Annotated in this window: 13 protein-coding genes; all 13 read right to left on the bottom strand. The window is 64.9% G+C overall.

All coding sequences use genetic code 11. The annotated features are described in order from the left end of the window. A partial coding sequence (gene trbL / locus DBR23_RS31880; RefSeq protein WP_233250766.1) for a P-type conjugative transfer protein TrbL occupies window positions 1-659 on the bottom strand: 659 nt, incomplete at its 3' end. Beyond that, window positions 656-979 (bottom strand): EexN family lipoprotein, encoded by a 324-nt coding sequence (locus tag DBR23_RS26485; protein ID WP_009523295.1) that lies wholly within the window; start codon window positions 977-979, stop codon window positions 656-658. The genes trbL and DBR23_RS26485, both read right to left, overlap by 4 nt. Window positions 980-990: 11 nt before the next feature. Beyond that, complete coding sequence (gene trbJ / locus DBR23_RS26490) at window positions 991-1,716, bottom strand: P-type conjugative transfer protein TrbJ (RefSeq protein ID WP_009523294.1); 726 nt, start codon at window positions 1,714-1,716, stop codon at window positions 991-993. After that, entirely contained in the window at window positions 1,713-4,166 is a 2,454-nt protein-coding gene (gene trbE, locus DBR23_RS26495) for a conjugal transfer protein TrbE (RefSeq protein ID WP_108500079.1), read from the bottom strand. Before trbE ends, trbJ begins: the two co-directional genes overlap by 4 nt. Window positions 4,167-4,176: 10 nt before the next feature. Beyond that, complete coding sequence (locus DBR23_RS26500) at window positions 4,177-4,449, bottom strand: VirB3 family type IV secretion system protein (RefSeq protein WP_009523292.1); 273 nt, start codon at window positions 4,447-4,449, stop codon at window positions 4,177-4,179. Then, window positions 4,446-4,823 (bottom strand): TrbC/VirB2 family protein, encoded by a 378-nt coding sequence (locus tag DBR23_RS26505; protein ID WP_009523291.1) that lies wholly within the window; start codon window positions 4,821-4,823, stop codon window positions 4,446-4,448. Before DBR23_RS26505 ends, DBR23_RS26500 begins: the two co-directional genes overlap by 4 nt. Further along, window positions 4,820-5,854 carry a P-type conjugative transfer ATPase TrbB gene (gene trbB, locus DBR23_RS26510; protein ID WP_024537621.1) on the bottom strand — a complete coding sequence of 345 codons (1,035 nt, stop codon included), beginning with the start codon at window positions 5,852-5,854 and terminating at the stop codon, window positions 4,820-4,822. The genes DBR23_RS26505 and trbB overlap by 4 nt, the downstream gene beginning before the upstream one ends. Beyond that, on the bottom strand, window positions 5,851-6,297 hold the full coding sequence (locus DBR23_RS26515) for a ribbon-helix-helix protein, CopG family (RefSeq protein WP_009523289.1): 447 nt from the start codon (window positions 6,295-6,297) through the stop codon (window positions 5,851-5,853). The genes trbB and DBR23_RS26515 overlap by 4 nt, the downstream gene beginning before the upstream one ends. Then, window positions 6,294-8,291, bottom strand: coding sequence for a conjugal transfer protein TraG (locus DBR23_RS26520; protein ID WP_024537622.1), 1,998 nt, complete (start codon window positions 8,289-8,291; stop codon window positions 6,294-6,296). The genes DBR23_RS26515 and DBR23_RS26520 overlap by 4 nt, the downstream gene beginning before the upstream one ends. 218 nt (window positions 8,292-8,509) lie before the next feature. Then, on the bottom strand, window positions 8,510-8,782 hold the full coding sequence (locus tag DBR23_RS26525) for an EexN family lipoprotein (RefSeq protein WP_009523287.1): 273 nt from the start codon (window positions 8,780-8,782) through the stop codon (window positions 8,510-8,512). Between the two features lie 35 nt (window positions 8,783-8,817). Further along, on the bottom strand, window positions 8,818-9,711 hold the full coding sequence (locus DBR23_RS26530) for a LysR substrate-binding domain-containing protein (protein WP_066787376.1): 894 nt from the start codon (window positions 9,709-9,711) through the stop codon (window positions 8,818-8,820). 69 nt (window positions 9,712-9,780) lie between these two features. Then, window positions 9,781-12,969: a CusA/CzcA family heavy metal efflux RND transporter gene (locus DBR23_RS26535; RefSeq protein WP_108500080.1), complete on the bottom strand. Its 3,189-nt coding sequence runs from the start codon at window positions 12,967-12,969 to the stop codon at window positions 9,781-9,783. Window positions 12,970-12,985: 16 nt separating this feature from the next. Next, a partial coding sequence (locus DBR23_RS26540; protein WP_369882172.1) for an efflux RND transporter periplasmic adaptor subunit occupies window positions 12,986-13,399 on the bottom strand: 414 nt, incomplete at its 5' end.

The raw sequence follows: 13,399 nt of genomic DNA on the forward strand, positions 1-13,399 counted from the left end.
ATACCGACGATGACGGCCAGTACCAGCACCTTGATGCCCGACGACACCACGTTGCCCAAGACCTTCTCGGCCAGGAATGCCGTCTTGTTCCAGAGGGCGAACGGCACCAGCACGAAGCCCGCCAGCGTGGTCAGCTTGAACTCGATCAGCGTCACGAAAAGCTGCACCGCCAGCACGAAGAAGCTGACGATGACCACCATCCATGCGAAGAACAGCACGACGATGGGCATGATGTGAATGAACACCTCGGGGAAGCCCGCCATCTCCTTGATCTGCTCAAGAATGGGCGCCCCGGCGTCGATGCCCACTTTGGCGAGCCGTCCCGGCTGCAAGAAGTTACCCATGCTCAGGGTCGAGCCGCTGGCCGTCAGGCCCAGCCCGGCGAACGAGCGGAACACGATGCTCGCCAAGGTGTTGAAGTTGCCGATGATGTAGGCGAAGGCACCGACGTACAGCACCTTGCGGATCAGCTTGGCGATCACGTCCTCGCCCTGGCCGCTGGCATGGCTCATGGCCCAGAACAGCCCGGCGAGCGTCATGTCGATGACGATCAGCGTGGCTGTGAGGAACGCCACCTCCCCGTGCAGCAGGCCGAAGCCCGAGTCGATGTAGCGCGAGAACACATCGAGGAAGCGATCAATGATCGAAATGTCATTCATGGCGAGTCCTCCTGCCCCGGCAAGGCCGCTGCCACCGCCTCGCCGTCTTCGGTGGGTTCATCGAAGCTGGCCGGAATCGGCGGCAATTCGGCCAGCGTCCGGTACTCATCAGGCCCGGCCTTGCCGGAGAAAAAGCGGCGCAGGTCGGCCTTGACCACCTGCGCGCATAACGCGCCGTCGAGCTGACCCGCGCGGCATTGCTCCTTGAGCAAGCGCAGCCGCGCCGGATGGGCCGAGAGTGCATCGACCGAAGGCACCTCCTGCTGGCCGCAACCGGCCAGCAAGAGCACGAGACCGCAGAAAGCAGGCGCGCGGGTCATGGCAACACCTGTCACCGGCCGTAGAAATCGACGGTCTGCGGCGTGTACGGCGTACCTTCACCCAGGAAACGCCGGTTCACCTCGCGGCCTCGCTCCACGGCGGCAGCCTGCCGCGCCAACTCCAGCGACGCGGCGCGATCCTGGGTGATGCTCAGGCGTTGCGTTTGGATGGACTGCTTGGCCTGCAAAGCCAGAAGCTGATTGGTGGCTTGCATGGCCTGCAAGGCGCCCACGGCCGATTGGCTCTTGCCCACGAGGTCGGCCAGCACGCCCTCGTCGTCGCTCAGGTTCTGCGACGCCTGGGCCTGCATCTGCATGGTGGTCTGCAAGCCGTTGAGCGTGTTCTTCCAGCGCTCCTGCGCGTCGCGGTACATCTGGTTGCCGCTGACGGTGGCGGCATATTGCTCGGGATACAGGCGCTGGAACTCCCGATCCAGATTCGTCACGTCGTAGGCCAGTCCTCTGGCCTGGGCGATCAGCCGCTGTGTGGTCGCCAGATTGGCGCGCAACTGGCCGACCACGCTGGACGGCAGGCTGGCGAGGTTGCGCGCCTGGTTCATCAGCATCTGCGCTTCGTTCTGGAGCTGCTGGATCTGGTTGTTGATCTGCTCCAGCGTGCGGATCGCGGTCAGCGTGTTCTGCACGAGGTTCGTGGGGTCGATCACGACCCATTGCGCATGGGCGGTGGCGGTGCAAAGCATGGCCGCGATGGCGGCGGCGATGAGACGTTTCTTCATGGCTGGTTCTCCAGGGGTTGGTCAGCGAGGGAACCCGGCGCGAGGCCGGGGAACGAGGGCAGCAGGTCGGCCGCCCAATCGAGGCCGCGATGGCGCAGCCAGGCGCCCGCGAAGCCGGGCACGCCGGCGTCGGCCAGCACCGCGTCCATGTCGCGCTGGTCTTGCGGCGTGGACGCGCCCGCGAAGGCCAGCGCCGCCGGCCCCAGGTCGAGGTCGAACAGGCGATTGCCGAGGCGCGATTGGTAGTAGTAGTCGCGCTTGGGCTGCGCGGTGGCGACGATCTCGATCTGCCGCCTGTTGAGGCCGAAGCCCTCGTAGATCGTGCGAATCTGCGGCTCGGTGGCCTGCGGGTTCGGCAGGAAGATGCGACTCGCGCAGCTCTCGATGATCGCGGGCGCGATGCTCGAATCCTTGATGTCGGCAAGGCTCTGCGTGGCGAAGATGACGCTGACGTTCTTTTTCCTGAGCGTCTTGAGCCACTGGCGGATACGCGCGGCAAACACCGGGTCATCGAGGAACAGCCACGCTTCATCGAGGATCAGCAGCGTGGGCGCCCCGTCGAAGCGTTCATCGAAGCGCGCAAAGAGGTAATGCAGCACCGCCATGACGGCGGCCTTGCTGTGCATCAGCTCCTCCATCTCGAAGCACTGCACGTCGGCCATGCCGAGCCGGTCATGGTCGGCGTCCAGCAGCTTGCCGTGGGCACCGCCCAGCACATAAGGCGACAACGCCTGCCGCAGCGTGTTCGATTGCAGCAGCACGGACAGCCCCGTCATCGTGCGCTGCTCCACCGGCGCACCGGCGAGGCTGCCGAGCGCCGACCAGATGGCGGCCTTCTCTTCGGGGCCGACGACCACGCCCTCATGCCGCAAGCGGCCTTCGATCCACTCTGCCACCCAGGTGCGGTAGCCCTCGCGGTCGATACGAGCCAAGGGCTGGAAAGCGATTTCGCCATCCATCCCGAGGTCGTAGTGCTCGCCGCCCAGGCCCAGGATGGTGGCGCGCATCGAGCGGCCCATGTCGAAGGCGAAGATGCGCGAGCCGCGATAGCGACGGAATTGCATCGCCAGGGTGGCGAGCAAGACCGACTTGCCCATGCCGGTCGGGCCTGCGACCAACGTGTGGCCCACGTCGCCGATGTGCGTCACCAGCCGGAACGGCGTGGCGCCATCGGTGCGCGTGACGATCAGCGGCGGGCCGTCAAGATGGGCATTGCGTTCGGGGCCGGCCCATACCGCCGACACCGGCATCATGTGCGCCAGGTTCAGCGTCGAGACGATGGGCTGGCGCACATTGGCGTAGGCATTGCCGGGGAGCGAGGACAGCCACGCATCCACGGCGTTCAAGGTTTCAGGGATCGTCACGAACCCGCGCCCTTGGATGGCCCGCTCCACCATCCGCAACTTCTCGTCGGCCACGGCCGGGTCGGCATCGAGCACTGTAACCGTGGCGGTGAGATAGCCGAAGGCGACTTGATCGCTGCCCAGCTCCTGCAAGGCGGCATCGGCGTCGGTGGCCTTGTTGCTCGCGTCGGTATCGACCAGCGGGCTTTCTTGCTGGAAGATCGTTTCGCGCAGCAGCGCGATGACGTTCTTCCTTTTCGCAAACCACTGGCGACGCAGGCGGACGAGTTCCTTTTCCGCTTCGGCTTTGTCGAGGCACAGGAACCGGGTTGACCAGCGATAGGCAAATCCAAGCCGGTTGAGGTCGTCCAGAATCCCCGGCCAGGTCGAGGGCGGAAATCCCCGCACCGACACCACGCGCAGGTGCCGGTCGCCCAGCATGGGCGCCAAGCCACCGACAAGTGCGGAGTCGGTCAGCAGCGCGTCGATGTGGAACGGCACTTCGGGCACGCCGACGCGGTAGCGCCGCGTCGAAATGGTGGCGTGCAGGTAGGTCAGCGTCTGGCTGTCATCCAGCCAGGCGATTTCCGGCATCACGCCGTCGAGCAGGTCAAAGATGCGATCCGTTTCTGCGGCGAAAGCTTGCAGCCGCTCGCGCCAGTCCACGCCGTCGGTAGGCCGGTTCTCGTACAGCATCCCCGCCGCGCGGGCGTGCGATTCCTCGGGCGGCAGGTACACCAGCGTCAGGTGATAGCCGCTCTCGAAGTGATTGCCCGAGTCCTCGAATGTGGCCCGGCGTTCCTCGTCCACCAGCCACGACAGCGGCTCGGGGAACGCCGAGTGCGGATAGTCGGCGGCGGCGCGGCGCTCGGCCTCGATGAACAGTGCCCAGCCCGAACCCAGGCGGCGCAGCGCGTTGTTCAAGCGCGCCGACGTGGCGATCAACTCGCCTTGCGTCGCGCTGTCGAGGTCAGGCCCGCGAAACCGGGCCGTGCGCTGGAAACTGCCGTCCTTGTTCAAGACGACGCCCGGTGCGATCAGCCCGGCCCAGGGCAACCAGTCAGCCAGCAAGGCCGGGCGCTGGCGATATTCGGCAAGGTTCAGCATGGCATTCCCCTCACACGTCCAGCAGCGGCCGGTGCTTGATATGGCGCGCGAACACGGCCATGAACTGCGGATCGACACGCGCACCCCAGACCGCCAGCGAATGGCCGACGATCCAGAGCACCACGCCTGGAATCCACATCTGTAAGCCCAGCCCGACAGCAGCGGCCAAGGTGCCGTTAGTGATGGCCACGGTGCGCGGCGCACCGCCCATCAGGATCGGCTCGGTCAACGACCGATGCAGCGGCACCTCGAAGCCGGGTATTCCATCGTGTGGGCCGTTCATACGACGGCCCCACCGGAGAAGCTGAAGAACGACAGGAAGAAGCTCGAAGCGGCGAACGCGATGGACAGGCCAAACACGATCTGGATCAGCTTGCGGAACCCGCCCGAGGTATCACCGAAGGCCAGCGCCAAGCCCGTAGCGATGATGATGATGACCGCGACGATGCGCGCCACCGGCCCCTGGATGGATTCGAGGATGGATTGCAGCGGCCCTTCCCAGGGCATCGAGGAACCGGCGGCCTGCGCAGTACCTGCGAGCAGCAGCATGAAGGCAGCGAGCATCAAGCCCTGCATGGCCGGGCGAGCCAGGCCATCCAGCCGTGCGGGCCGAGGAAGCGGATTTGCGGAAATACGGAAAGCATCAGCGTGCGTCATGGAAGTTCTCCAGAGTGGTCAGGGGACGGGGAGGAAAGGTCGGACTGCGACAGCAGCTCCGGGAATGGAGCCTCCAGCGCATCCGCCAGGTGGTAGCCCACGCCATCGAAGCCGATGACGCGGACGATGCTCTCGATGCGGCGCTTGCGCCCGCGCCCAGCGATGTGGATGACCACATTGACCGCTTCCGCGATCAGCGCACGGGGCGGGTTCACCGCCACTTCGAGGATCAGTTGCTCCAAACGCAGCAGCGCGCCCAGCGCGGAGCCGGCATGGATCGTGGCAATGCCGCCCGGATGGCCTGTACCCCACACCTTGATGAGATCCAGCGCTTCGGCGCCGCGTACCTCGCCGACGACGACGCGATCCGGGCGCAGGCGCATGGACGAGCGCACCAGCTCGGTCATCGACACCACGCCTGCGCGCGTGCGCAGCGGTACGTGGTCGCAGGCCGCGCATTGCAGCTCCACCGTGTCTTCAAGCACCAGCACGCGGTCGCCAGTGGCGGCGATCTCGGCGAGCAAGGCATTGGCGAGCGTGGTCTTGCCCGTGCTGGTGCCACCGGCAATCAGGATGTTCTGGCGCTCGCGCACGGCGCGCACCAGCAAGCCCGCCTGCGCGGCGGTCATCATTTCGTCCTCGATGTAGCGCGACAGCGGGATCACGCCAAAGGCGCGCTTGCGCAAAGCGAAGGCCGGCCCCGGCGCAGCGGGCGGCAGGATGCCCTCGAAGCGCTCGCCCGTCTCGGGCAGCTCCGCCGTCAGGAGCGGCTGGCCGCGATGCACCTCGGCGCCGACGTGGGCCGCGACCAGCCGGATGATTCGTTCGCCGTCGGCCTCGGACAGCTCCACACCCATCGGCGCGCGGCCCGACGAAAGCCGGTCGATCCACAAGGTGCGATCCGGGTTCAGCATGACTTCCACTACGTCGGGGTCTTCCAGCGCGGCGGCGATCAGTGGCCCCATCGCCGTGCGCAGCATCTGGATGCGGCGATCCAGTGAAACGGCGGTGAAGGAAGGAACGGCGCTCATGACGCGCGCTCCTGCGCGTCGTCCATGCGTGCCGGGTCTGGATGCAGTTCTTCCACCACGTCTCGCACCAGACTGCGACCGCGCAGCAAATGCCGCCCGAGTTGTTCGACGAACTGCTCGAAGCGCGCCTTGCCCTGGGCGCGCGCTGCGTCCTGATGCGCTTCGGGCACGGGCGTGCTCACCGTGAGGAAGTAGCGGATGAACAGTGCCAGCGTCTCGATCTGGATGTTCTGGTCGCGCTCCATGCGTTCGGCCTGCCGCGACAGGCGATCAAGCCGCTTGGCAATGGCCGCCTCGCGCTGGTCGGCGGCATCGGGCGACAGCCACGATGCGAGCGCCGCCGCGACGATGGACGACTTGGACACGCCCTTCTTGGCGGCCAGCTCATCGAGCCGCTTGGCGTGCTCCGGCTGGATGAACACGTTGAGGCGGTGTTGGGTCATAGGTCGATTCCGTCATCAGGGTCGAGGGATGCCAGCCGGGCCGTGCGTTGCAGGGCAGGGTCGAGCTGGCGAGGAAGGGGAAGCGGCAGGTCGTCGTCATCAAGCAACCCAAGGTCGGCCGCAGGCGCGGCCAGCTCGGGGTCGTAGGCGGCGATTTCGGAGAGTTCGGGCTGGCGACGCGGGCCGCCGTCATCGGCGCTGCCAAGGTCGCCAACGGTCTCCGCGACGAGAGGTGCCGGCACCGCAGGAATTGCCAGCCCGCTCCAGTCATCGGCGCGGGCCGGCGGCGCGTCGGCGTACTGCCCGTCCGCCAGCGTGGGCGGCGGCAGCACGCGGCGCTTGAAATTGGCGTCCGCGTAGTAGCGCAGCTTCTTCGCCTTGATGGGCGCCACGCTGGACACCATTACCACGGCCTCATCAGGCGGAAGCTGCATGACTTCGCCCGGCGTCAGCAGCGGACGCGCGGTTTCCTGGCGCGACACCATGAGGTGGCCCAGCCACGGCGCGAGCCGGTGGCCCGCGTAGTTGCGCTGCGCGCGCAGCTCGGTGGCGGTGCCCAGCGTCTCGGAGATCCGTTTGGCGGTGCGCTCGTCGTTCGTGGCGAACGTCACGCGCACATGGCAGTTGTCGAGGATGGAGTGGTTTTGCCCATACGCCTTGTCGATCTGGTTGAGCGACTGCGCGATGAGGAAGCTGCGGATGCCATAGCCCGCCATGAAGGCCAGCGCCGTCTCGAAGAAGTCCAGGCGCCCCAGCGCAGGGAACTCATCGAGCATCAGCAGCAGCTTGTGGCGGCGCTCGATGCCATCGGAGCCATCGAGCGACTCGGTGAGGCGCCGCCCGATCTGGTTGAGGATCAGGCGAATGAGCGGCTTCGTCCGCGATATGTCCGAAGGCGGCACCACCAGATACAGCGATACCGGATGCTCGGCCGCGATCAGGTCGGCGATGCGCCAATCGCACCGCGACGTGACTTGGGCCACCGTGGGATCGCGGTACAGGCCGAGGAACGACATGGCGGTGCTCAACACGCCGGAACGCTCGTTGTCCGATTTGTTGAGCACTTCGCGCGCAGCCGAGGCCACCACCGGATGAGGCCCATCGCCGAGGTGCGGCGTGGTCATCATCCGGTGCAGCGTCAACTCGAAGGGGCTGGCCGGGTCGGAGAGGAAGTTGGCGACGCCGCGCAGCGTCTTGTCTTCGCCCGCGTAGAGCACATGCAGGATGGCCCCGACCAGCAGCGCGTGCGAAGTCTTTTCCCAGTGATTGCGCTTCTCCAGCGCACCTTCGGGATCAACCAGAATGTCCGCGATGTTCTGCACGTCGCGCACCTCATGCGCGCCGTGTCGTACCTCCAGCAGCGGGTTGTAGGCCGCTGACTTCGCATCGGTGGGGTTGAACAGCAGGCAATGCGAGAAGCGCGAGCGCCAACCGGCGGTGATCTGCCAGTTCTCGCCTTTGATGTCGTGGATGACGGCGGATGCAGGCCAGGAAAGCAGCGTCGGCACCACGAGGCCCACGCCCTTGCCCGAGCGCGTAGGCGCGAAGGTCAGGACGTGTTCCGGGCCTTCATGCCGCAGGTACTGTTGGCGATGCAGGCCGAGGAACACGCCCGCAGGGTGGTCAAGGCCCGCCTTGTGAATGTCCTCCACATTGGCCCAGCGGGCCGAGCCATAGGTCGTGACCAGGCGCGACTGGCGCGAGCGCCAGATCGACATGCCGATGGCGACCACAACCGCCAGTAGGCCACTGCCGCCCGCGATGGCGCCGCCGGTATCGAACACGCGCGGCGCGTAGGCATCGAAGAAGAACCACCACTCGAACAACCGCCACGGGTGATAGACCGGTGTGTCCAGGAAATCGAACCACGGCGAGCCCAGGCGTAGTTGGTAGCCCAGGGCCGCCGCTGTCCATTGCGTGGCGCTCCACACCCCAGCGATCACGATGCCGAACACCACGGCAATCTGACCGAACAGCACGTTCGTTCCCTGCATCATCCAGCCTCCGATCGCAGCACAGGCATGTGCCGCCCTCGTGAGGATCAGTGCCGCTGGGCGTGCCGGTCAAAGACCGTTATCGGCAGGTTGATGCCGCAAAAAACATGGTTTCCGGCAGGGAAGAACTGGGGCGAAAGACCGCCACAATGAGCGCGCTGCTGCGCAGCGCGCAAAAAGGCGCAGGCACGCGCAGGTGCGTTGCGGCAAGCCGACCATCAGAACTTCGGCGGTTCCTTCGGTGGCGTATAAGGCACCTTGCCGTCGCCCAGGAAACGTCGGTTCGTCGCCTCGGCCACTCGGTTGCACAGCACGTCGCCCATCGTCGGACGATCCGTCTTGCACTGCTGGCGCAGTTCTCGCAAACGCACGGGGTCAGCAGCCAGTTCCTCCACGCTGGGCACGGCAGCGGGCTTGGACGGCTCAGACTTGCCGCAGGCGACCAGCAGAACTGCTAGCGACGACATAGCGATGATCTTGGATAGGTTCATGGCTTGAATCCTCCGAAGTGAAACGGGGCCAATGGCTAAGCGTCTCCCGGTCCCAGGGCTTCGACCCGCTCGATAAAGCGGGCTAGCGCCTGCGACGGCTCGGCGTCGCGGCGCAGCAGATAGGTAGTGAGCATGGGCGACTTTCCCGCGAGCGGTCGGCCCACCACGCCCGGCTCGCGGCTGGAAGCGATGTGCGCGGCGCCTGCGAGCCCTAGCGCCAAGCCGGCCGACACGAAAGTCATCATCACGTCGAACGTGGCGACGTACTGTTCGATCAAGGGCTCCCGGTCCTGCTTGCGCAGGATGCGGTCGATCTGCTTGGCATGGCCTTCGCAAACTGCCGGGTCGCCCAGCACCAGGGGATGTTGCAGCACTTCATCCAGCGGTACCTTCTTGTGGGCCAGTAGTTCATGGCGCGCGGGCATGGCGACCATCAGCTCATCCTCCCAGGCGGGTTCGATGATGATGCCGTCGCCCACCTCGTCGGCCATCGAGAAGCCCACGTCGTATAGATCGTCACGCAGGCCGCTGAGCTGCTGGGCCAGCGGCACCTCGAACAGGCGGATCTCGATCTCCGGGTCTTCCTCGCGGCAGCGCGCCAGCAGCGCCGGCAAGCGCGAGGGGGTGATGCCGTCGGACAGCGCCACGCGCAACCGGCCGTGAAAGCCATTGGCCGCTGCCTTCACGCTCTCACGCGCCTGGTCCAGCGCCAACAGCACGCGAGGCGCGTTCTCCATCAGCAGCTTGCCCGCAAGCGTCAGGCGCGTGCTGCGGCTGGTACGCACGAACAGTTGTGCGCCCAACTCTTCTTCCAATTCCCTGATGGCGCGCGACAGTGGTGACTGTTCGATATGCAGCCGCTCCGCAGCGCGGGCGAAGTGCAGCTCCTCGGCAACGGCCAGAAAGTACCGAAGGTGACGAAATTCCATGAGTCGATGTCCCTGTAAAGCTCGAAGGAGTCTGTCGTGGTGCCGTAACGGCGTTCATCGTTGTTCCTTTCAAGCGGTTACGCCCTCATGTGCGGGCTCTGCCGTGACATCCTCTTCTTGCTCGTCCGGGCGATGGGCCAGCCGATACAGAATCGGTAGCACCAGCAGCGTCAGCACGGTGGAAGACAAGATGCCTCCGATCACTACGGTAGCCAGCGGGCGTTGCACTTCCGCGCCTGTTCCCGTGGCAATCGCCATCGGGATGAAACCCAGCGACGCCACTAGGGCCGTCATCAGCACCGGCCGCAAGCGTGTCAGCGCGCCCTCGCGGATGGCTTCATCCAGCGGCGTTCCGTCCTCGCGCAAGCTGCGGATGTAGGAAATCATCACTAGGCCATTGAGCACGGCCACACCTGACAGCGCGATGAAGCCCACGGCAGCGGAAATCGACAGAGGAATGTCGCGCAGCCACAGCGCCAAGATGCCGCCGGTCAGCGCGAACGGAATGCCAGTAAAGACCAGCAAGCCGTCCTTGACGTTGCCGAACATGGCGAACAACAGCAGGAAGACCAGCAGCAGCGACACCGGCACGACGATCTGCAAACGCTGCGTGGCTGATTGCAGATTCTCGAAAGTGCCGCCCCAACTCGTCCAGTAGCCCGTGGGAATCTTGACCTGTGCCAGCGCCGCCTCGGCGTCGGCCACGAACGAGCCCACGTCACGGCCACGCACGTTGGCGCTCACCACGATGCGGCGCTTGCCGTTTTCGCGGCTGACCTGGTTGGGGCCGGGTGCCAGCTCGAAGCTCGCCACCTCGGCCAATTGGATGAAGTTCGTCCGTCCTTCGGCACTGCCGGTGCCACCCGTTCCGCGCGGCAGCGGAATCGGCAGGCGCTTCATGCTTTCCACGTCGTTGCGCAAGGACTCTGGCAGGCGAACCAGGATGTCGAAGCGGCGGTCGCCCTCGAACAGTGTGCCAGCCTCACGCCCGCCGATGGCGGTGGCCACGGCATCTTGGATGTCGGCCACGTTCAGCCCATAGCGCGAGGCTTTTTGGCGGTCGATATTCACGGTCAGCATGGGCAAACCGGTGGTTTGCTCCACCTTGACCTCGGACGCGCCGGGAATCTTCTGCAACATGGACGAGATCTCTTCACCCGTCTTATTCAGGACATCCATGTCGTCGCCAAAAATCTTCACCGCCACATCGCTACGGACCCCTGAAATGAGTTCGTTGAAGCGCAATTGGATAGGCTGCGAGAACTCGTAGTTGTTGCCCGGCACCTTGCCCACGACCTCCTGAATGGCCGCCAGCAATTCGTCGCGCGACTTGCGCGGCTCCGGCCACTCGGACACCGGCTTGAGCATGATGTAGCCGTCGGAAATGTTCGGCGGCATGGGGTCGGACGCGATTTCCGCCGTGCCGGTGCGCGCGAAAACGCGGTCGATCTCGGGGAACTTGGCCTTCAGCGTGGCTTCCAGTTGCTGCTGCATCGCAACCGATTGCGAAAGGCTGGTGCCCGGAATGCGCAGCGCCTGGATGGCGAAATCGCCTTCGTTCAGGCTGGGCACGAACTCGCTGCCCATTCGGGTGGCGATCAGGCCGCACAGCACCACTGCCACGGCGGCTGCCGCCAGCATCACTGCTTTGGCCGCCATCACGCGATCCAGCAGCGGGCCATACCAGCGCTTGGCCTGCACGACCAGGAAGTTTTCCGTCTCGCTGACCCGATGGCCGATGAACAGGGCGACCGCTGCCGGGATGAAAGTCACCGACAGGATCATGGCCCCCACGAGCGCGGCTACCACCGTGAACGCCATCGGGTGGAACATCTTCCCCTCGACGCCGGTCAGGGCGAAGATGGGCAGGTACACCACCATGATGATGAGCTGCCCGAACAGCAGCGCACGGCGTGATTCCTTGGATGCCAGGAACACCTCGTGAAAGCGCTCCGCCCGCGTCAAGGGCCTGCCCTGGTGCGCCTGCGCATGGGCCAGTCGGCGCACGCAGTTCTCGACGATCACCACCGCCCCGTCGATGATGATGCCGAAGTCCAGCGCCCCCAGACTCATCAGATTGGCGCTCACCTTGTAGTGCACCATGCCCGTGAAGGTGAACAGCATCGACAAGGGAATCACCGTCGCCGTGATGATGGCCGCTCGGATGTTGCCCAGGAACAGGAACAGGATCACGATCACCAGAATCGCGCCTTCCAGCAGGTTCTTCTTGACCGTGCTGATGGCTTTGTCCACCAAAACAGTACGGTCGTAGACGGTCACCGCATGGACCCCCTCAGGCAGGCTGCGGTTGATCTCCACCATCTTCTTGTCGACGGCTTGCGAAACCGTTCGGCTGTTTTGGCCAATCAGCATGAAGACCGTGCCCAGCACCACTTCGCGGCCGTTGTCTGTGGCTGCGCCGGTGCGCAGTTCGCGCCCCAGCCCCACGTCCGCCACGTCGCGCACCCGGATTGGCACGCCGCCCGCGCTGCTGAGGATGACATTGCCAATGTCCTCCAGCGTCTTGACTTGCCCAGGTGCCCGGACCAGGTACTGTTCGCCGCGCTTTTCGATGTAACCCGCACCCACGTTGCCGTTGTTTCGATCCAGCGCCGTCACGATGTCTTGCAGGGTGACGCCCAGCGAGGCCAGTCGCTCGGGTATCGGCGAGATTTGGTATTCCTTGGCATAGCCGCCAATCGAGTTGATCTCCGTCACGCCGGGCACGTTGCGCAACTGCGGCTTGATGATCCAGTCCTGAATCTCGCGCAGGTCGGTGGCCGTGTAGGGCATGCCATCAGGTTTCTTGGCGCCGTCCTTGGCCTCGACCGTCCACAGGTAAATCTCGCCCAGGCCGGTGGAGATTGGCCCCAGCGCAGGCGTGATGCCGGAAGGCAGTTTTTCCCGCGCCTCCTGGATGCGTTCATTGACCAACTGGCGCGCGAAGTAGATGTCGGTGCCGTCCTTGAAGATCACGGTCACTTGCGACAGTCCATAGCGCGACAGGGAACGGGTCTGCTCCAGGTTGGGCAGGCCCGCCATCACGGTTTCAATCGGGTAGGTCACCCGTTGCTCGGTCTCCAGCGGTGAATATCCTGGCGCTTGGGTATTGATCTGTACCTGGACGTTGGTGATGTCCGGTACGGCATCGATGGGGAGCTTTTGGTAGTTGAACACGCCGACGGCAGCCATACCGATGACTGCCAGCAACACCAACCATCGGTGCTCGATGGCTGCGCGAATGAGTTTTTCAAACATGTGCGTTGCTCCGGCATCAATGGGTGTGTTCGGCAGAGGCTTTGCCAAGCTCTGACTTCACGACAAAACTGCCAGCCGACGCATACGGAGCCCCCGCCTTCAGCCCTTGAACCACCTCGACGCGCTTGCCATCACTACGGCCCAACTGCACGGGCTGGGCAATGAAGCCACCATTCACTTTCAAAAACACGACGGGCTTGTCGCCCACGGTCTGAATGGCATCACCGGCCACCGTCACGGGCACGTCGGCCTCAGATGAGGTCACTTCCACGTTGACAAACAGTCCGGGACGCCAAGCGCCTTGGGGGTTGGACAAGACCACGCGGGCCTTGGCCATGCGGGTTTGTTCGCCAATCAGCGCGCCAACAAAGGTGATGGTGCCTTGCGCGCTGGCATCGAATGCCGTTGCCTTGATGGTGACCTTTTCGCC

This window comes from Acidovorax sp. HMWF018 (assembly GCF_003061035.1).
Lineage (GTDB): Bacteria > Pseudomonadota > Gammaproteobacteria > Burkholderiales > Burkholderiaceae_C > Acidovorax > Acidovorax delafieldii.